This window comes from Asaia sp. VD9, from assembly GCF_037150015.1.
Taxonomy (GTDB): Bacteria; Pseudomonadota; Alphaproteobacteria; order Acetobacterales; family Acetobacteraceae; genus Asaia.
The window spans coordinates 25,215-44,258 of record NZ_JBBCQM010000010.1; the positions used below are offsets into that span (position 1 = coordinate 25,215).

At 58.2% G+C, this 19,044-nt stretch carries 12 protein-coding genes; 10 read left to right on the forward strand and 2 right to left on the reverse strand.

The genetic code is table 11. The features are described from left to right. The first annotated feature begins 77 nt into the window (after window positions 1–77). Entirely contained in the window at window positions 78–1,049 is a 972-nt protein-coding gene (locus tag WFJ47_RS12315) for a Gfo/Idh/MocA family oxidoreductase (protein ID WP_336763353.1), read from the forward strand. Window positions 1,050–1,101: 52 nt separating this feature from the next. On the opposite strand, the gene WFJ47_RS12320 is transcribed toward WFJ47_RS12315, so the two are convergent. Together WFJ47_RS12320 and WFJ47_RS12325 are read right to left on the reverse strand one after the other, a co-directional pair. After that, entirely contained in the window at window positions 1,102–2,907 is a 1,806-nt protein-coding gene (locus WFJ47_RS12320; RefSeq protein ID WP_336763355.1) for an ATP-binding cassette domain-containing protein, read from the reverse strand. 36 nt (window positions 2,908–2,943) lie between these two features. Beyond that, window positions 2,944–3,687, reverse strand: coding sequence for a PhyR family response regulator anti-anti-sigma factor (locus WFJ47_RS12325; RefSeq protein WP_336763356.1), 744 nt, complete (start codon window positions 3,685–3,687; stop codon window positions 2,944–2,946). Window positions 3,688–3,870: 183 nt separating this feature from the next. On the opposite strand from WFJ47_RS12325, the gene WFJ47_RS12330 reads away from it, so the two are divergent. The 9 genes from WFJ47_RS12330 (at window position 3,871) to bcsD (ending at window position 18,972) form a co-directional block, all read left to right on the forward strand. Beyond that, window positions 3,871–4,362 carry a sigma-70 family RNA polymerase sigma factor gene (locus WFJ47_RS12330; RefSeq protein ID WP_408868659.1) on the forward strand — a complete coding sequence of 164 codons (492 nt, stop codon included), beginning with the start codon at window positions 3,871–3,873 and terminating at the stop codon, window positions 4,360–4,362. Between the two features lie 116 nt (window positions 4,363–4,478). Next, window positions 4,479–5,057 carry a sigma-70 family RNA polymerase sigma factor gene (locus WFJ47_RS12335; RefSeq protein WP_336763359.1) on the forward strand — a complete coding sequence of 193 codons (579 nt, stop codon included), beginning with the start codon at window positions 4,479–4,481 and terminating at the stop codon, window positions 5,055–5,057. Window positions 5,058–5,266: 209 nt separating this feature from the next. Then, window positions 5,267–5,455, forward strand: a complete 189-nt coding sequence (locus WFJ47_RS12340) for a NepR family anti-sigma factor (protein WP_127102122.1) — start codon at window positions 5,267–5,269, stop codon at window positions 5,453–5,455. A 44-nt stretch (window positions 5,456–5,499) separates the two neighbouring features. Beyond that, on the forward strand, window positions 5,500–7,284 hold the full coding sequence (locus tag WFJ47_RS12345) for a sensor histidine kinase (protein WP_336763361.1): 1,785 nt from the start codon (window positions 5,500–5,502) through the stop codon (window positions 7,282–7,284). A gap of 473 nt (window positions 7,285–7,757) precedes the next feature. Then, window positions 7,758–8,807: a glycosyl hydrolase family 8 gene (locus WFJ47_RS12350; RefSeq protein WP_127102124.1), complete on the forward strand. Its 1,050-nt coding sequence runs from the start codon at window positions 7,758–7,760 to the stop codon at window positions 8,805–8,807. A 498-nt stretch (window positions 8,808–9,305) separates the two neighbouring features. Next, a complete protein-coding gene (locus WFJ47_RS12355) occupies window positions 9,306–10,076 on the forward strand; it encodes a cellulose synthase operon protein YhjQ/BcsQ (protein ID WP_158625377.1) in 771 nt (256 codons plus the stop codon). Between the two features lie 22 nt (window positions 10,077–10,098). Beyond that, on the forward strand, window positions 10,099–14,820 hold the full coding sequence (gene bcsA / locus WFJ47_RS12360) for a UDP-forming cellulose synthase catalytic subunit (RefSeq protein ID WP_336763364.1): 4,722 nt from the start codon (window positions 10,099–10,101) through the stop codon (window positions 14,818–14,820). Then, on the forward strand, window positions 14,810–18,532 hold the full coding sequence (locus WFJ47_RS12365; protein ID WP_336763366.1) for a cellulose synthase subunit BcsC-related outer membrane protein: 3,723 nt from the start codon (window positions 14,810–14,812) through the stop codon (window positions 18,530–18,532). The genes bcsA and WFJ47_RS12365 overlap by 11 nt, the downstream gene beginning before the upstream one ends. Beyond that, complete coding sequence (gene bcsD, locus WFJ47_RS12370) at window positions 18,529–18,972, forward strand: cellulose biosynthesis protein BcsD (protein ID WP_336763368.1); 444 nt, start codon at window positions 18,529–18,531, stop codon at window positions 18,970–18,972. Before WFJ47_RS12365 ends, bcsD begins: the two co-directional genes overlap by 4 nt. Window positions 18,973–19,044: the final 72 nt, after the last annotated feature.

The window sequence follows — 19,044 nt, forward strand, 5'->3', positions numbered from 1 at the left end:
CAGCGCGTTGCAACCTCCCTTTGCGCCCTGCTACACCAAATTTCATGAATTCAGGCGTACAAAAGTCAGGAAAACACATGTTGAAGGTCGGGATTGTCGGGGCTGGGCATTTCGGCCGTTTTCATGCTCTCAAGGCGCGCGATTGTCCCCGCGAGCAGCTTGTCGCTTTGTATGACCCCGATCCTGCCCGCGCGAAAAACGTGGCCGAGGAGGCGGGATGTACGATGGCCATGAGCCTGGAGGGACTGATAGATCAGGTGGACGCCGTGATCGTCGCAGCGCCTGCAGAGCATCATTTTCCGGTCGCCTCGGCCTGCCTCCGGGCTGGGCGTCATGTACTCGTCGAGAAACCGATTGCGGCAACCCTTGAGGAAGCGCAAGCGCTTGCCGAGCTCGCGCGCGAAAGCGGCTGCGTCCTGCAGGTCGGACATTTGCTGCGTTATTCCTCCGAGCACCGGGCAATCTCCGAACGTATCGGCAAGCCGCTTTATATCGAGGCGACACGTATCGCGCCGTTCAAACCGCGCGGCACTGACGTGTCGGTCATTCTTGATCTGATGATCCATGATCTTGATCTGGTGCTTTCACTCGTGGACTCACCGATTGAGTCGATTGATGCCGTTGGCGTCGCGGTTTCGAGCGAACATGAAGACATCTCCAATGCGCGTGTGCGTTTCGCCAATGGGTGTGTGGCTGCTATCTCAGCGAGCCGTATCTCGCTCAAGACCGAGCGAAAGATGCGCGTATTTTCTGAAGAGGGCTATCTCTCCGCTGATTTCATGCAGCAGGAGCTCACGATGATCGGTCGCAAGCGGGGTTTGCCCCTGCCCGGAACGGGAGGATTCAGGCGCGAGGCGCTGCGCTGGAAAGATTGCGACTGCCTCGCTGCCGAGCACGATGCCTTCGCGGCCGCCTGTCTCGACGGCGCCCCCATTCTCGTTGATGCCGAGGCCGGGATCAGAGCGCTTGATGCGGCCATCAGGGTGAAGGCCAGTATGGATGAAACCCGGGCACGCATGGAATTATCCGGGCTCATCGGAAGCGCCTAACGTCGAGCGGGGCATGGAGCTGAGCGCTCCAATCTCGCGTGATGTGAACCGATCAGCCCCCGCTTTCGAGTTCTTCTTTCTTCATTTCCAGCAACAGCCATTCTTCTTCAGCTGTCGTCAGAGCACCTTCAGCCTGGGTAAGGGCCTCGCTGGTCTTTGCGAATTTCTTTGCGTCTTTGCTGTACAGCGAAGGGTCTGACAAGGTGTCGCGCAGCGAGATGATCAGTTTCTCCAGGCGATCGATCTCAGCGGGGAGTTTTTCGAGGGCAAGCTTGTCCTTATAGCTGAGCTTTTTGGTCGTTCTCTCTGATCTTGCAGTATTTTTCTGTTTATCCTCTGTAGGCGCGGTGCCGCGCTCAGCGGGAGCCGCGCCTCCCGTCTGGGCAAGCATGTCGCTATAGCCACCGGCATATTCAATCCAGCGCCCGTCCCCCTGCGCCACGAGGACAGATGTCGCGACACGATCCAGAAAATCGCGATCATGGCTGACCAGAAGCACCGTGCCGGGGTAATCGTCCAGCATCTCCTGGAGCAAATCCAGCGTCTCGAGATCGAGATCATTGGTCGGTTCGTCGAGTACGAGCAGGTTGGACGGTTGAGCGAGGGCGCAGGCCAGAGCAAGCCTGCCGCGCTCACCGCCGGAGAGGACGCCCACGGGCGTACGAGCCTGTTCCGGGCGGAACAGGAAGTCTTTCATATAGCCGATGACGTGCCGTTTCTCGGTTCCGACCTGCACCATATCGCCACTGCCGCCGGTCATGGTATCCGAGAGCGTCTGGGCAGGGTCCAGGCTCGCCCGACGCTGGTCCAGCGTGACGAGGGACGTGGACGGACCGATCTGTACCCGCCCCTCATCTGGCGCATCTTCGCCAGTCAAAAGGCGGAGCAAGGTCGTCTTACCCATGCCATTTGCACCCACGATGCCGAGACGATCGCCCTTTAGTACGCGCAGATCGAGGTTTCGCACCACAACGCGCTCACCGAATCCCTTGGTGACACCTTCGGCAACGGTCGTCAGCTTGCCTGTGTTCTGCGCCTCTGAGACGGTCAGCTTCAAGGCGCCACGGAACTGGCTGGCAATATCCTTGCGGCGCGAGCGTAGCGCTGCAAGCTCGGCCACACGGCGCACGTTGCGTTTGCGCCGCGCCGTTACGCCGTATCGCATCCAGTCTTCCTCACGCGCGATCTCGCGGTCGAGTTTGTGCGCCGCAAGTTCCTCAAGAGCCAGGACTTCCTCACGCCAGTCCTCGAAGCGTGCAAAGCCCTGGTCGAGGCGCCGCGTGATTCCCTGCTCGAGCCAGACCACCGCGCGAGACAGTGTTTCCAGAAGCCGCCGATCATGGCTGATAACGATCATGGCCGACCGCATGGTCGCCAACTCGCGTTCCAGCCATGTGATGGTCGGGAGGTCGAGATGGTTCGTCGGTTCGTCCAGGAGAAGCAGATCAGGCCGTGCGGCGAGGGCACGTGCGAGCGCACAGCGCCTTGCTTCGCCCCCCGAGAGCGTCGCCGTGCTTTCCTCGCCCGTCAGACCAAGCTCAGCCAGCATGCTGCGCGCAAGATAATCCTCATCCGGTTGAAGATCCTGGGCCACATAGTCATAGCTGGTGGGAAAGGCGGTGAGATCGGGTTCCTGCGGGAGGTAGACGATCCTGATTCCAGGCTGCACGAAGCACTGCCCTGAATCGGGTGTGATCTCACCAGCAGCGATGCGCAAAAGCGTGGACTTGCCCGAACCGTTGCGGCCTACCAGGCAAAGTTTCTCTCCAGGAGCGACGCCGATTTCGGCGCCATCCAGAAGGGGGCGTCCCCCGAGAGTGTAGACGATATCACGGAGATGGAGGATGGGTGCGGCCATGCGCCCTATGTGTCGCACAGACCCCGGGGATGCAAGTCAGATTGCCTTAAGTCCACCGGTGACGGCCTGATAGGTGGTGATAGCGAGGGTCGTCGGCTCGAATGGCTTGGTGATGATGAAGGAGGGCTCCTCCTGCTCGCCCGTAAGAAGGCGTTCAGGATAGGCAGTCACAAAGATCACCGGAGCCTGATGATCCTTCATGATACGCCCGACAGCATGCATTCCGTCACCACCGCCACCAAGATTGATATCGGCCAGGATCAGCCCGGGACGGGTTTCCTTCGCAATCCGCACGGCGTCGGCCTCGGTATAGGCGACACCCGCAATACGATGGCCGCATTGCTGCACGACATCCTGGATATCCATGGCAATGATCGGCTCGTCCTCGATGATGAGCACGCTTGTTTCTGCGACCGAGCGCAATCCGTCATTCGCCTGGGCGATGTCACCGAGGATTTCCGCTTCCGAGCGGTCTAGAATGAGGGCGACCGCGCTCAGCGGAACTTCCTCGAGAGAGGTCAGCAGCAGAACATAGCGCTGGGTCAGCGTAAGGGACGAGGGCGCGTGAAGAGCCTCGCTTTCCAGAGCAAAACATGTGATGATCGAGCGGTAGAGGCGGTATCTCACGCCAATATCGTGCCCACCCTGGCGGGTCATCATATCCTTGATGGCGAGGGCAACCAGTTGGTCGCCCTGTTTCTGATTGCCTTCGAGAGCCCTTGCAAATCGGCGAGCAAAGGGCAAGGCTTGGATCAGGTCTTGGCGCTCTGCATCGACCATTGATTAACGAAGCTCCGGGAATATGTGCGAACAAAACGCGTTCTGTTGCGTCAGAATGGCACTTTTTCAGATGGCAGCAAAGGGGAATGCAGTGGACCAGGATCGGGAGAAGAAACGCTGACCTCGGACGGGCGGGATATTCAAAGACAGAGTGGGGCAGGGGGCGACCCTGTACGCAGGGGCATTGCGGCCCATCTTGGCGACCTGCGTGGTTTTGCCCGCTATCTCACGCGTGAGGCAGCCGCCGCTGACGACCTCGTCCAGGACACCGTATTGCGGGCATTGGGCGCGCGCCATCAGTTTGAGGATGGGACGAATATCAAGGCGTGGCTCTTCACAATCCTGCGCAACGTCTTTCTCGAGCAACGTCGTCGCAAGGCACGTGAAACCGAGATACTGTCCGAGATTTCACGGAATGGTGATGAGAGCGACGGCGTCAGTTCTGGCCTTCACGATCACGTGCTCGATCTGTCTGTCCTCTTATGGCGCCTACCCGAGCTCCTGCGCGAAGCCCTCATCCTCGTGGGTGCACAGGAACTCAGTTACGAGGAGGCTGCTCAGATCTGCGCCTGTCCCGTCGGCACGATGAAGGCCCGCGTGTCTCGCGCCCGAGCGCAATTGGCCGAAATGACGGCCACTCCGGCAGGCCGCGAGCATCCCACTGCGCCCGTCTGACACACGACTTTTTTAAAGTGCTGCAGATTAATTTCAGAAAATTGCGAGACCATGCAACCGATCCGAGTTGCCGTTCATTCCTCAGTTGAAAAGCACCGAGCGAAGAGGATTTTCGCATGACTAGCTTCCATGACCAGGTTATCCAGATTCTCCCCAAGCTGCGCGTCCAGGCGCTCTCTCTGACCCGTAACCGGTTCGCCGCTGAAGATCTGGTGCAGGATGCTGTCTGCAATGCGCTTGCCGCTCAGGACAGCTTCATTCCCGGCACGAATTTCTCGGCATGGATGCACCGTATCCTGCGCAATCGCTTCATCTCGGACCTGCGCAAGCGTCGCGAGACTACGGATATCGAGGACGTGCCCGCCTCCTCCTTCGCGAGCAACGCGACGCACGAGGACAGTCTGGCGCTGAAAGATCTCTCTCTTGCCCTGTCGCGTCTGCCCTCCGACCAGCGCGAAGCGCTCGTCATGGTCGTCGTTCAGGGCATGAGCTACGAGGCTCTCGCCGAGGCCACGGGCTGTGCAGTCGGAACTGCCAAGAGCCGCGTCTTCCGGGCGCGTCGCCAACTCGAAGCCTGGATGACGGGCGATCTTCCCGCTAACGACAAGCTGCGCATCAAGGTCGCTGCCCTGCGTTCCACGCTCGACGATCGTCGCCGCAAGGGTCTCAAGTCTGACGATCTTTTCACGTTTTGACCCAATCGCAGGCGCGAGACGAGTAACGAAAGGTGATTGTGCGACATCTTTGCACGATTTTCGGGGGAATGGCGATCCGTCATTCCCCCTCTTCACATTTGCACCTTTTCTTTTCTTCAAAATCAGATGATTAAATTTCGGTAGTGCAACTCGACCGTCAGCACTTAGTTAGAATGGCGTGAGTTGGTTTCTTTCATTAAGGGGATGACATGACGGGGGGAAAGGACGGCGCGCCGGGTAAGTCCCGTCAGACGGATCAGTCTCCTGAAAGCGACAACCCCTTCGATATCTGGCTGAAGCGGGGCCTCCACCAGCTTTTCGATGATGTGGCGAATGAGCCCATTCCTGAAGAATTGTTGCGTCTGATCGAAGGAGACAGAGATGAGCGCTCCTCTTGACCTCGCTCCTATGAGCATCGCGTAGGGCGAGGGACGAACTCTCTTTGAAAAGTCCCTCGACGTCTTTCTGGCGATTTGCCCGTTTTCGACCACGCCTTTTCGACACGGTCGGCTCCCGCGTCATGGCGCTCATCGTTTGCACGTCGCTCCCCCTAGCTTGCGTCGCTGGTGTGCTCGCCTGGCATACCTACCTAGCGACGGCTGACAACAGCTACGAGCGCACACGAAGCGACGCGCTCAGCGCGCGCCACGAAATCATCAATGACATTGACCGCACACGCAGCGCGCTCGAAACGCTAGCGGGTATTGGTCTGCACGAGGAGATCGCCCCCAGGGCTTTTCGCCTTGTGCAGTCAATCAGCCAGCAGCATTACTGTGCCTTGGTCCTTGTCGATCAATCCGGCCGTGTTGTATCGACCTATCAGGATCTTGGGACGGAAGTTCCGGGTTGCGACAATAATCGTCTGGTTCTCACGCCAGGTGAGATGATGGCTCTTCCCCTACATGGCGAGGGCTCGCAAGCCGAGATCATCTTCCACGGTGCGCGCCCGATCGTGAGAGCGATCGTCTCCCTTGAGTACGTCGATCGGAGTGGCGCGCTCGTGTCGGGCAAACTCGTCGCACTCCGCCCGCTCGTGAATCAGCAAATACTCCGTACCGACCAATACGCCCGACCTGCGTCAGATCCGGAAAGCGGGAGCACCGATCTCTGGCTCTATAATCGAGATGTCCCTCCGACGCCGCTTACGCGTCGTGGGACCACTCCGATACCGTGGTCAGCTGACGCCCAAGCACGGCTGGATCGTGACCTGAAGACCCGGGTGATGACAGACCACTTCCGCCTCGGCATGACCTACTACACCCTCATACCAGGCTACGGTCCCGTCAATATCGTCGCAATATCCGCGCGAAGCATCGCGGAAAACCGTGCATTACAACTATTTCTGGCGCGGCTCACGCTGATCGTCCTTATCCTCGTGGTAGAGCTCCTTCTCGTCGCGCTCGCAGCGCAACGTTACCTTGTTGAGCCACTTGAGAAACTCGCCTTCAGTGTCGGCGATTGGCGCCGGAACGGAACCTTCCAGCCAGATTTGCCCAAATCTCTGCCTCTTGAGATAAGACAGATGGAGCGAGCGTTCAGCCGGGCGACACGCCGTCTGGATCGACATGAGGCGCGCCTGCAACGCGCCACCAGACAACAGGATCTCCTGATCCGAGAGATCCATCACCGGGTGAAGAACAATTTGCAGATTGTTGCTTCTCTTCTCAACCTGCAGGCGAACAGGATCAAGCTACCCGAGGCGCGCGAGGAATTTCATTTGGTGAGGGATCGCATCCGCTCGCTTGCAACCCTTCATCGCTACCTCTACCCGGAGGGTGGGCTCTCCGCTCTAGATATCAGCGCCTTCCTCGAGGAACTCGCCAGTCAGATCTTTACGGCAAATAATCGGCTGAACAAAGGCCGTGTTACCCTCCTCCTGGACGTTGATCCCGTACCAATCACACCGGATCAGGCGGTACCGATTGCTCTCGTTGTCACCGAGGTTGTGACGAACGCGCTACGTTACGCTTTCCCGGATCACCGAACCGGATCTGTAAAGGTGACGCTCAAGCGAGAAGGAGAGATGGCGGTGCTCACGATCAGAGATGACGGGATCGGCCTGTCATCCACTCGCGCGCAGGACGCTGCAAAGCGTGAGGGTATTGGACTACAGCTGGTCAAGGGCTTTGCACGCCAGCTCGGCGGAACGCTTGAGATCCGCGATGATGAGGGTACCGAGTACAGATTGAGCTTCGGTGTTCAGCTCATCAGGCGCCACCTCGCCTGAGGCTAGACCAACATGCGACTTTTGACTGGGCGCCAATGTAGCGCCTTGTCATGAGCAGGCCCGCTTATCGCCGCTCAGTCGTTGCTTGAGCCAACGACTAAACGATGAACCGTTAATATTTGTTTCCAAATCGATACTGCTCAGCCTGATCGGCGTAGCCCTCCTGCCATGTGCACGGCATTTCCATGGTGCCTGCTTGCATAGTTCGGAATTCTTACGCCTCGGCCTTAATGATCGCCTGCGCGAATCGCGAGGTAACTGGACGCCTCATGATCATTCGCAAGGCTTTGCTGGCAAATGGGTAGCACTGTGACGATAGGCGTGCGGTTTTTAATGATTTTTACCTATTCAAGGGCAGAATGCCCCTCTCCGTCATTAACGTCCTTCATAACCTGTTGACGTAATCGTGATATTATTCAAAGGTCGAGGAATTAATTTGTAGCTTAAGTCTGCAAGTGGACGGAAGATCGTTAATGTTTCGTTTGAGAACGCGAAGGGGGTTCTGCAGCGGCTCAGCAGCCGCATCGATCGCCCTATCTGTAGGGAGCGGCCGAGCAGAGGAGCGGTCCGCTCAGACCGATAGCGACTGGGAGGTCTTCAAGGGCCGCTATATCCGCCCTGACGGTCGTGTCATCGATACGGGTAATCAGGGTGTGTCCCATTCCGAGGGGCAGGGTTATGGCATGTTTTTCGCCTCGACCTTCAACGATCAGGCCGTCTTCGAGCAGATCTGGAGCTGGACACGGGATACGCTCCGGCATCGCGGCGACGCATTGAGCAGTTGGCGGTGGGTGCCGACGCAGCCTCACATCACTGACACGAACAACGCCTCCGACGGCGATCTGATGATTGCGTGGGCGCTGCGGCGGGGAGGTATTCTCTGGCAGCGTCCCGACTATATCGATGCGGCGCGGGCCATACTCGCTGACCTTGCGTCGCGTTGTGTGCGCAAGGTTGGCTCGCGCACTGTGTTCCTGCCCGCGATGAAGGGCTTTGATCGCTCCAAAATCACGATCATCAACCTTTCATATTACCTCATGCCGGCGCTGGGGCGGGCAGCATCGCTTGATCCGAATGGCCCATGGCGCGCGTTGATGGAAACCGGCACGCAGCTCATCCAGGCCAGCCGCTTCGGACTGTGGGGTTTGCCCCCTGACTGGCTGTCCATAGACAAGAAATCCGAGCGTATCGCACCCGCGCCCGGCTTTCCTGCGCGTTTCTCCTATGATGCCATTCGTATCCCTCTTTATCTAAAATGGTCGAAGCGCATGGTGCCCAGTCTGACACAATCGCTCCTCGCCGTCAGTCAGAACTGGTCAATGGCAGACCTGCCAGCCTGGGTCGATCTCAACACGGGCGAGCGTTCACCTTATGCCGCACCACCCGGTTTCCGCGCCGTTTACCAATTTGCCTTGCACGGCGCGGACGCACTCCCAATCCTTCCAAGTGTCAAAGATAGCGCCGATTATTATTCGTCTTCGCTCACGTTACTGGCGCGAATTGCTGCCATGGAGATGGTCTGATGCCCGATAACTTCAAGCTTCTAAACGAATCTTTCAACGAAGCAGGTTCCCCAGTGGAAGCTCATGGCGGTTTTCATGAATTCGACGCCTTATCGCGGATTGAAGGACAGTCACAGCCGCGGCCATCTGATACTGAAAATAGCCCGTCGTATGCGGAGCGGGAGGCCTCGAAGGTGCGGTTCGATGTGCCTGAGCCCCGCCCTCAAATGTCCCCAACGCAGGAGACCGATGGTCGTGCGCACGAGGTCGAGCCTCCCCCAAAGGCCGTCTTCGTCAAAAAGGCCATTCCATTGGGGGATTCTGCTTCCAGGGGAGTTGAGACAAGCTTCGTTTCAAATCCAGACCAACAGTGGAAGCACACGCCCCTCAAGCAATTGCTGTCTTCACTAAGAGCCTCACCGCAAAGCCGACACAGCACGCAGCGTCGCCTACATGGCGTATTTCGTCGCTAGAACATCGATTGCTTATCTTAACCCCTCTGAGACGATAGCAGCCCTGATGACACTTATATGCGTAGCCTCACCCAAGGGGGGTGTTGGAAAGACCATGGTAACCGCGCATCTCGCGGAGGAACTGCGCCGCGCCGGGATACCGCGGGTCGTAGCAGTCGATCTCGATCCGCAAAACGCGTTGCGTCTACACTTTGGTATCCCGATTTCACATCGCGCCGGCTTCGCACCTGAGATTGCAAGTCGCCGCCTCTGGCGAGATACGGCTGTGAGGGGGGTAAATGACGTCATCATATATCCCTTCGGTACGTTGTCTTTGGAACGCCAGATGGCTTTTGAGCGGGTGGTCGTCACAAACCCGGGCGTTCTCGCCAATGATCTTGTGTCCTTGGCACAGGCTCCGGACACAGTCGTTATCGTCGACACGGCGCCGGGCTATTCGGTGGCACTCTCCGCACTGATTGATCACGCGGATATGGTCGTCACCGTCATGACTGCAGAGGCGTCTTGCGTCTCGTTGATTGCAGAGATTCATTCGGGGAGCTGCTACGCACGTGAGGCCCAGACGAGCTTGCCTTTTCTGCATCAGGTGGTTGTCAATCGCTTCGATCCCATGAACCGTATCAGCGCGATGACGATGCCCCAGATTATCCGGCGTCTTGGCTCCATGCATCTCGGGACAATTTTCCGCGATGAGCATGTCGGGGAAGCCTTTGCCAGCCAAAAGCTGATTCATCACTACGCACCCTTTTCGCGCGCGGCTCTAGACCTTGAGGCGATCGGAGATCGTCTGCTCCAGACGGTTCGCAGGCTGCACTGAAACTTAGAGTGAGGAAGCTGGCATGAGCCGCGTCAGGCATGCAATTTCGATTGCAGAACACTGGATCGATAGCGCCCATGAATCGCGCCTGGATACGACAATCAAGTTTTCCATGATCGTTGTCGCGCTTCTGAGTACATTTGTCGCTGCATTTGTTCATCTGAACCTCGCAGGACAGACCATCGTCTGTTTATTCGGCATTCTCGTTTTCTTCGTCGTTAATCGTCGGCCTGGGCCACGCGCAACCCTCGTCCTCAAGGGGCTCTCGATCATCGTCTCGCTCCGCTATCTGAGCTGGCGCCTGACCGAAACCCTGAATTTCAGCACATGGACGCAATCGATACTGGGGACAACGCTCGTCGCCGCCGAGATCTACGCGTTTGTCATGCTTGTTCTCAGCTATTTCCAGTCGCTTCATCCGTTGGGACGCCGTGTCGCCCCGATGCCAGACGATATTGCTTCCTGGCCCAGCGTGGATATTTATATCCCGACCTATAATGAAGAACTGCGTATCGTTCGGCAGACTGTGCTCGCAGCAATGGGGATCGATTGGCCTGCCGATCGACTTCACGTTTATATTCTCGATGATGGGCATCGCGAGGAGTTCCAGGAGTTTGCCGAGGCTTGCGGTGCCGGCTACATCGCCCGGTCGGAACATAGTCACGCGAAAGCCGGCAACCTCAATCACGCGATGACGATCACCAAAGGCGAGCTGATTGCAATCTTCGATTGCGATCACATTGCCAAGCGCAGTTTCCTGCAGGAGACGGTTGCGCCCTTCATGTCTGAAGAGAAGCTCGCGCTTTTGCAGACGCCCCATCACTTCTATTCAGCCGATCCGTTCCAGCGGAATTTTTCTCATGGCGCTATCGTTCCACCGGAAGGGAATCTGTTTTACGGTCTGATTCAGGACGGCAATGACTTCTGGAATGCGACCTTCTTCTGCGGTTCCTGCGCGGTGATCCGACGTTCGGCGCTGATGGAGATCGGCGGAGTTGCTGTTGAAACCGTCACCGAGGATATGCATACGGCGCTCAAATTGCAGCGTCTTGGCTGGTCTACCGCGTATATCGGCAAACCCATGGCCGCTGGACTGGCGACGGAACGCCTGATCCTGCATGTCGGCCAGCGTATGCGTTGGGCAAGGGGGATGCTACAGATTTTCCGTCTGGATAATCCGCTTTTCGGGCCAGGCCTGAACTTCGCACAACGCCTGTGCTATTTTTCTGCAATCGCCAGTTTCTTGTTCGCCATCCCGCGTCTGATCTTCCTCTCCGCGCCGATGGCCTACCTCCTTTTTAATCAAACGCTAATCGATGCCTCGCCTTTCGCCATTGCGATCTACGCAATACCGCATCTGATGCATAGCGTATTGACTTCGGCACGCACCAACAGGAACTGGCGTTATTCTCTATGGAGCGAGGTCTACGAGACGACACTCGCACCTTTTCTGGCTCGGGTTACCATCATGACCCTCCTTTTTCCACGTCGCGGCAAATTCAACGTGACAGAAAAGGGTGGTATTTTGGATCGTTCCTATTTGGACTGGAGCGCGATTTATCCGAATGTCTACATCGCAATCGCGCTGATACTGGGGTTGGTGTTCGGCCTTTACAGGCTTTTCTTCCAGCACAACGACTACATTGTCTCCAACGCGCTCATGATGAATGTCGTTTGGGTGTCGATAAGCATCACCATACTTCTTGCCGCCATCTCGATCGGACGGGAATCAATGCAGATTCGCAAAAGTCCCCGTGTCGAGATGGTCGTTCCGGTCATGGTGCGTGTCGAAGACGGTCGCCTCTTTCACTTCATGACCCAAAACATGTCTTACGGCGGCTGCCAGCTTCACGGTACCGCACCCGCCGAAGCTTTCGTGAAAGACTCTTCCGTTACCGTTATGATCCGGGATCATAATGATACTTACTGTCTTCCTGCGATCGTCGTTCGCGCCGCGCAATCCGGCGAACTGGCTCTGCGCTGGGCAGAAACTACCCTTTTGCAGGAGGCACAAATCGTGCGTGTCATATTCGGCCGTCTGGATGCATGGAGAAGCTGGGCAGATTACAAGCCGGACAGCCTGCCGCGCTCGATTGGTCTCATCCTTCGGAGTATCTTCGAGCTCTTTAAGCCTGCAACATTTCGTAAGCAGAAGCCGAGTATCTCGCTCATGCCCCGTGTGACACCAGCCACGCCGCAGAAGACTGCCGTCATCGTCCGTCCCAATCCCGGAATGATTCGGAGTCTGGCGCTCGTTCTTGGGCTCGGTGCCATCATGCTCACCGGTAGCGCCTCCGCACAGGTAAATCCTGCGGATCTACCGTTACCCGGCGGTATGGTCTCGTCTGGAAATCAAATTTCCCCGGCCACGCAACCTTCTCCCCCCGCTGCAATGCCGGCAACGACTAATCCCACGGTCGTGGGTAACAGTACTACGAACACGCCTCTAGCGACGCCTGGTATCTCCGCGTCCGTAACAGTTCCAGATCCGCATCTGGCGCCGGTTCCGCCGGCTCTCGCTGCGCCTGGCTCTGCTATCCTGGACCAAGGACCGGCGCAAACAGGACCGGCATTATCCCGCGATGAACTCGAGAATGCGCGAACGACGTCCTGGAGCTTCAGCCAACTTGGCAGCGCCGATACCCTCCTAATGACGCCCTGGATTCCGATCCAGGGGCTGAATTTTGGGGTCTCCTCCTCCGAAGTCGTGACGAGCGCCACCCTCTCTCTCTTTGGTTCCCTATCTCCCGAAATGCTACCTGCGGGGAGCGGGGTCACTATTTTCCTCAATGACCAATATATCGGCGTGGTCCACCCTGATAAGAACAAGCCGCAATTCGGCCCGCTCAGCTTTCAGGTCAATCCACTTTATTTCAAAGAGCATAACGTCCTGACATTCCATTTCGCAGGGCAGTACACTTTGAGTTGCGGGGATCAGACCAGCCCTGTGCTATGGGCAAAGATCTTGGGCCAGTCGACTCTCTCTATCACCACCGCCCCGATGCCTCCCTCCCGAGACCTCGCTGCTTTGCCAGAGCCATTCTTCGACGAAGCAGTACTGACTCCGGCCCGTGTACCATTCGTCATTGCACGACAGAGCAATTCTCATACGCTCGAGGCCTCGGCGATTCTAGCATCGTGGTTCGGGTCCATGGCCCAGTACCGCGGCGTGAGCTTCCCCGTAATGTCTCAGATGCCACCCTCTGGGAATGCGGTTGTGATCGGCCCGGCATCGACCTTGAGTGAGTTTTTGAAAGGGCAGGCGTCTATCGATGGACCAACCGTCCTCGAGACAGTTAACGCGAATGATCCGTTTGGTGCCCTTCTGATCGTCACAGGGCGTACAGACAGCGAAGTTCTGGCCGCTGCACGCTCTGTTGCATTTGGTAGCAAAGGCTTTCCCCACGCAGCCCGTATCCTTGCCCCTGAGGTGACCATTCAGCCGAGGCAGCCCTGCGATGCTCCTGGTTTCGTGACGCGTTCACAGCCGGTGAGGGTAGGGGATCTCGTCGCTCTGTCGTCGCTGCAGGGCTATGGCTATGTGCCCGGAACGATATCAGTACCGTTCCGTACCTCGCCAGATATCTATACGTGGCGCGATCACCCTTTGAGCCTGCACTTCACGGTTCGCGGCCCCTTGGGAACGGAGATCGACCGCAGGCGCTCGCATGTAGATGTCAGTGTCAATGGCCTCTATCTCAAATCCGTCTCTCTCGCGCCGCCCTCGGATTTGCCCGACTGGATCAAGAGATTTTGGCCAGCAGCGTCGCGGGTGCAATCCGCAAGCGTCGCCATTCCTCCTTGGGCGATTTACGGTGCCAATACACTCGACTTCTACCTCGAGAGCCGTCCGGTAGGCCGACGCGATTGCAGTGGCATGACGCAGGATTTGCGCATGAGCATCGACCCGGATTCGACGATCGATCTGACCCGGGCCTATCACTATACCCAGCTTCCCAATCTGGCCTATTTTGCCAACTCAGGGTTTCCGTTCACGCGTATGGCCGATCTTTCCGATACGGCAGTCGTACTGCCCTCATCACATACTGAAGGGGTAGAGTCGGTTTATCTGGATCTGATGGGTATGATCGGCGCCTTCACGCAATATCCCGTCTCCGGTCTGACAGTTCTCCATTCGGACGCAGTCTCCGAAACCGAGACGCGCAACCTGATTGTCCTCGACACAGTCGCCTCTTCGCCTGCCATCGAGCGCTTCCTCCGCGGTACTCCGTACAGCCTTAACGGTACGACACTCAATTATAGCAGCTCGACTTTCCTCGAGCCGTTCCACGTCCTTTCGCGGAGCTTCAGTAGCCAGTCCACAGGTAAGACTCCGGACATGCTGCGTGCATTGAGCGCAACGACTTCGCTCGGTGATGGAGGTGTCCTCATCGAAAGACGCTCTCCCTTTTCCTCAAATGCGACTATGGTCCTCATGCTGAGCGAAAATCCACAGGGGTTGGAACGCCTGCTTCAGGCCGTACATGACACGAAGGTCCAGCCCATGATTCAGGGTGATCTGGCAATCGTCAACGGAAGCCACGTCCTGTCGACGAGAAATCTGCCGACCTACACAATTGGGTCCCTCCCATTTTGGTTCTGGCCCGACCTTTATCTCGGCAATCATCCGTTCCGCGTTATTATCCTCGCGATGTTTGGCATTGGGGTGGGCGTTCTGATCCTGTTCCGTATCCTTACATCCCATGCAAGACGCCGCCAGCAGGAACTCCGCCGTGACAAATAGGATCCTCGGGCTGCGCCGTGCGGCTCTCCCGGCGCTGATCTGCGTCAGCATTTCACGAGGGCAGGCTGCACCTCAGGACGCCGCACCCCCAGCGGCACAGGCAAGGTCGCAGTCACAGGACGAACGCATCGCCCAGTCTCTTGATCCCACACGGATTCTGCCGGTCGTGATGAAACGGGCCCATTACTGGTTCGATCACGGTCGTATGGACGATGCGCGTGTCGCCCTTGACCAAGCGGCGCAGCTTGCGCCCAATGATCCCGATGTGCTTGCGATGCAGGGTCAGATGCGCCTTCGCGAAGGCGACATCGCCTCAGCACACAAGATACTCAAGCAGATACGCGATCAAAGCCATGATCCTGATGCCGGACGATCGCTGGACATGGATCTCCAAGCGCGTTCCGCGCCAAGCCCCGAGATTGAAACGGCGCGCTCACTCGCTCGCCGAGGGGCCACGGCGCAGGCCGCTGCCGCCTATCTGAGGGCTTTCCCCGATCGCCCTCCATCGCTTTATGCCCTGGAGTATTACCGGACGCTCGCTGGCGTGCCAGACCAGCGAAGCAAGGCCCAGCAAGGCCTCGCGAAGCTGATCATGTCTGCGCCTGATAATATGGAATATCAGATCGCTTATGCTCAATCGCTCGTTTGGGATGAGAAAAATCGCGTCACCGGTATCCAGCGGCTCGAGGCCCTTTCTAAACTCCCCGGTCTAAACTCCGCACAGAAGCAGGAAATCGACACGACCGCGCGTCAGTCTGTCCTCTGGCTTCCTGCCAACACAAGCTCGGACGCGGTCATCACCTCTTATCTCAATGACCACCCTGGTGATCGCGACGTCCTTGCGCTCAAGGGACGTGAACTCGCAGGAACGCTTCACCCTAACGAACAGCTGCGCCAGAAAGGGTGGGACGCGCTGCGTGCCAATAATCCGTCTCAGGCGATTGGTTACTTTCGGCAGGCTCTGGCGCTCGCGCCGAATGATGCGGATACATTGGGTGGCCTCGGCGTGGGTCTGCTCCGTCAAAACAGAGATGGGGAAGCCCGCACCTATCTGGATCGTGCGATGGCGGCAGATCCAAGTTCCGCAGAGCGCTGGAGGGCAGCGGAGAGTGGCGCGGTACTCAATGATTCCTACGCGCGCGCGAATTACCTGTTCGGGCGGGGCCGTTATGCCGAGACGCTCGCGCTGATCAATCCCCTGATCGCCCAGTCGCCGCGCCAGTCCTGGCTGCAAGCCATGCGCGCGGATATTCTTGAGCGCACTGGCCGCAGGCCCGAGGCGATAGCCGTCTATCGCGCGTTGCTGCACAACGACCCGCGTAGCGTATCGGTCAGGGAGCGTCTCGTACGCGCGCTGATCAATGACCGGCAATTCGGGGAAGCACGTTCCCTGCTGGAAGAAAGCCCGGTGTCGAACCCGCAATTGCAGGCCCTGTTATATGATGAAGAGGCCGCGCAGGCAGCCACGCCGGCGGAGCGCCTGGCGATCCTGCACAAGGCTGATGAAAGCAACGCTTTGTCTCCCTGGTCGCGTTTGCACTATGCACAGGCCCTTCTTGGTGAGGATCGTCGGCGCGATGCCGAGCAGGTGATGGCCCCCTTGCTTGAGGCGGCTTCACCCTCAAACATGGAAGGATTGCAGGCCGCACTGTACTTCGCCGCACAAACGGGAGACGACCGAGCGGTGCAGAGGCTGCGCCCGCTTCTGCCTGACCGTGGCCTCACACCAGAGCTGCGTTCAGTAATGCGCGCCTCGACGTTCAGAGACGATATCCGTAACGCGCCCACTGATCGTGACGCGGCCCGCTTCTACTTTGCGCATCTGCTCGATCAGGGCGATCCGGATGGCACACTCGGTCAGCTTGCATCTCAAGCACTCTATGATCGGGGAGATCAGGGCGGTGCCTCCCAAATTCTGGATATTCAGATCGCTCGCGCCGCTGGTCGGCTGAGCGTTTCGCAGCGCCTCGCCTATGCAAGTGCCTTTCTGCATTTGCACGACCTGGAGCGGGCACGGCGTCTTGCCGCACAGCTCAGGGCGATGCCTCTCGGTACCGATGACCAGACCCGCCTTTCGCAAATCGACACGGGCCTCGCCGTCGCGACCTCAGACCGCCTGAATGAGAGCGGCAACCGCGCGCGCGCCTATGAGGCACTGGCCCCTGCTATCGATCGTGCCAACCCTCCCGTCGCAGCCAATCTCGCTTTGGCTCGGCTTTATAGCTCCGGCGGTCAATACGCTCAGGCCTATCAGATCAATCTGCGTGCCGTACAGCATGATCCAGCCGATCTCGACGCGCGCCTGGCACTTGTCGAGACGACAATCGCCATGCATCGCTACGCCGAGGCCAGTGGCTATATCCAGCAGATGAATGCGATGGCGCCGACTGATCCGAGGAGTTGGTATGCAGCAGCGCAGCTAGATCGGGCGCGCGGCAATATTCGCGCTGCGGTGCGCGAATTGGCCCAGGCACGGTTGCTCCGCATCGAGCAAATCTCGCCCTCTGGCCTCTCGGGCGCGCGACGGGTCAACCCGTTCGCTTCTGAGGATGTCACGCTCGTACGCAACGACTCTGATCCGCTCATCCGGCGCATGGATGGCGATCTCACACAGATCACGGACTCCCTTACCGCCTCGGTAAGTATCACCCCGGGGATCGACAGCCGATCGGGATCAGGTCTGAACGGGTTGAACAACGTCACTACGCGGGTTGCGGGTACGATACCTCTTGGTCATGGCCGTCTTACGCTTTCGGCGACCCCCACTTTCCTCTCAAGCCGATCCTACAACGCCAGTGACGTCAATGGACCCTTGCAGATTGGCATGAACCCGCTGTCGAGCCAGCAGAACGGTCCGCTCAATCAGTCCTCTTCTTTCAATGCGACGGGTGTCGCTCTGGATGCGCAGTTCGGCTGGAACTGGCTGACCGCAGATGTTGGTTCCACGCCGCTCGGGTTTACCACAGCGACGGCCCAGGGTGGTTTGCGTGTCGCGCCGCAGATTGCGCGCAACACAACCCTTACCATAGGAGCAGAACGTCGCGCCGTTCAGGACAGTATTCTCTCCTACGCAGGGTTGCGTGACGCATCCGGAGCAACCTGGGGTGGGGTGACCCGCAATCGCGCTTACGCTCAACTCGCTTACGGAACCAGCAACGCGTCCTTCTACGTGCGTGGGGGTGGTTCGTACCTTGCAGGGAGAAACACGCGCAGCAACACGGGCTATGAAGCTGGGGCAGGGGGACAGGCCAAGATTTGGGAATCAGGCACACAGAACCTCCATCTCGGCATGGATCTGACGTGGTTCGGTTATGCGCGCAACGAGTACCAGTTTTCCTTCGGCAATGGCGGATATTTCTCGCCGCAGAACTTCCTCGCTTTCACCTTCCCGATCACCTATGCCGGATCCTACAAACAGATGGACTGGAATGTTCTGGGCCGCATAGGGTACCAGACCTATCACTCCAGTCACTCCGAAACCTTTCCCAACAATCCGCAGGACCAGGCGCTTCTGGCCAGTATCGCACCGCTCTACGCCTATGAATCAGGTGAGTCGGCAAGTGGTCTGACTGGGGGCATCTACGGCAATATCGATTACCGCCTGACGCCCAATCTCAAGCTCAGCCTCAACGCAGATTATCAGAAGGCCGGACCCTGGAACGAAGTCCGTGCCTTTGTCGCAGCAAAATACAGCTTTCTGGGGACGAAATGATCGCGCCTGATTATTCTCTTTTCATTCATGCTCTCGCCGCCGAACTCGATCTGCAGGCTGGCCCGGAGGAGCGCGATGCGCTCTTGCACAGCGTTGGCAGGCGGATGGCGACCCGGCTGCCGCTGCCAGAGTGCGAGACGGTTGAGGCCTTCGAACTCGAGTGCAATGCGCTTCTGTCGATTGCCCGATGGGGCGTTGTGTCGCTACGACTGCAACAGGGAACGCGCGCCCTCTATATCGAGTTGACGGACTTCCCGACCGTCGGGTCTTTGGGAAATCCCGCTGGCCAGTGGCTGAGCGCGTTCTATGGCGGGGTTCTCGAGGGTTGGCTGGCGCAGCTCGATGAGCACGTCACCTTGCGTCTGGACCGCAGCGTATCCCGGGCGGACCAGATGGTTTTTCTCTTCGATCTTGGGAGCGAAGCGCCTCTGATGCGCTGAACTCTCCATCCTCTCCCCTTTGGCGAGCCACTAAGGGGAGAGCGCAACAAGCCGATGGGACCATGTCCCACT

Bases quoted from the DNA above. Each gene is read 5' to 3' on its own strand.
- WFJ47_RS12315 (WP_336763353.1), top strand. From the start codon at position 78: ATGTTGAAGGTCGGGATTGTCGGGGCTGGGCATTTCGGCCGTTTTCAT.
- WFJ47_RS12320 (WP_336763355.1), bottom strand. From the start codon at position 2,907: ATGGCCGCACCCATCCTCCATCTCCGTGATATCGTCTACACTCTCGGG.
- WFJ47_RS12325 (WP_336763356.1), bottom strand. From the start codon at position 3,687: ATGGTCGATGCAGAGCGCCAAGACCTGATCCAAGCCTTGCCCTTTGCT.
- WFJ47_RS12335 (WP_336763359.1), top strand. From the start codon at position 4,479: ATGACTAGCTTCCATGACCAGGTTATCCAGATTCTCCCCAAGCTGCGC.
- WFJ47_RS12340 (WP_127102122.1), top strand. From the start codon at position 5,267: ATGACGGGGGGAAAGGACGGCGCGCCGGGTAAGTCCCGTCAGACGGAT.
- WFJ47_RS12350 (WP_127102124.1), top strand. From the start codon at position 7,758: ATGTTTCGTTTGAGAACGCGAAGGGGGTTCTGCAGCGGCTCAGCAGCC.
- WFJ47_RS12355 (WP_158625377.1), top strand. From the start codon at position 9,306: ATGACACTTATATGCGTAGCCTCACCCAAGGGGGGTGTTGGAAAGACC.
- bcsA (WP_336763364.1), top strand. From the start codon at position 10,099: ATGAGCCGCGTCAGGCATGCAATTTCGATTGCAGAACACTGGATCGAT.
- bcsD (WP_336763368.1), top strand. From the start codon at position 18,529: ATGATCGCGCCTGATTATTCTCTTTTCATTCATGCTCTCGCCGCCGAA.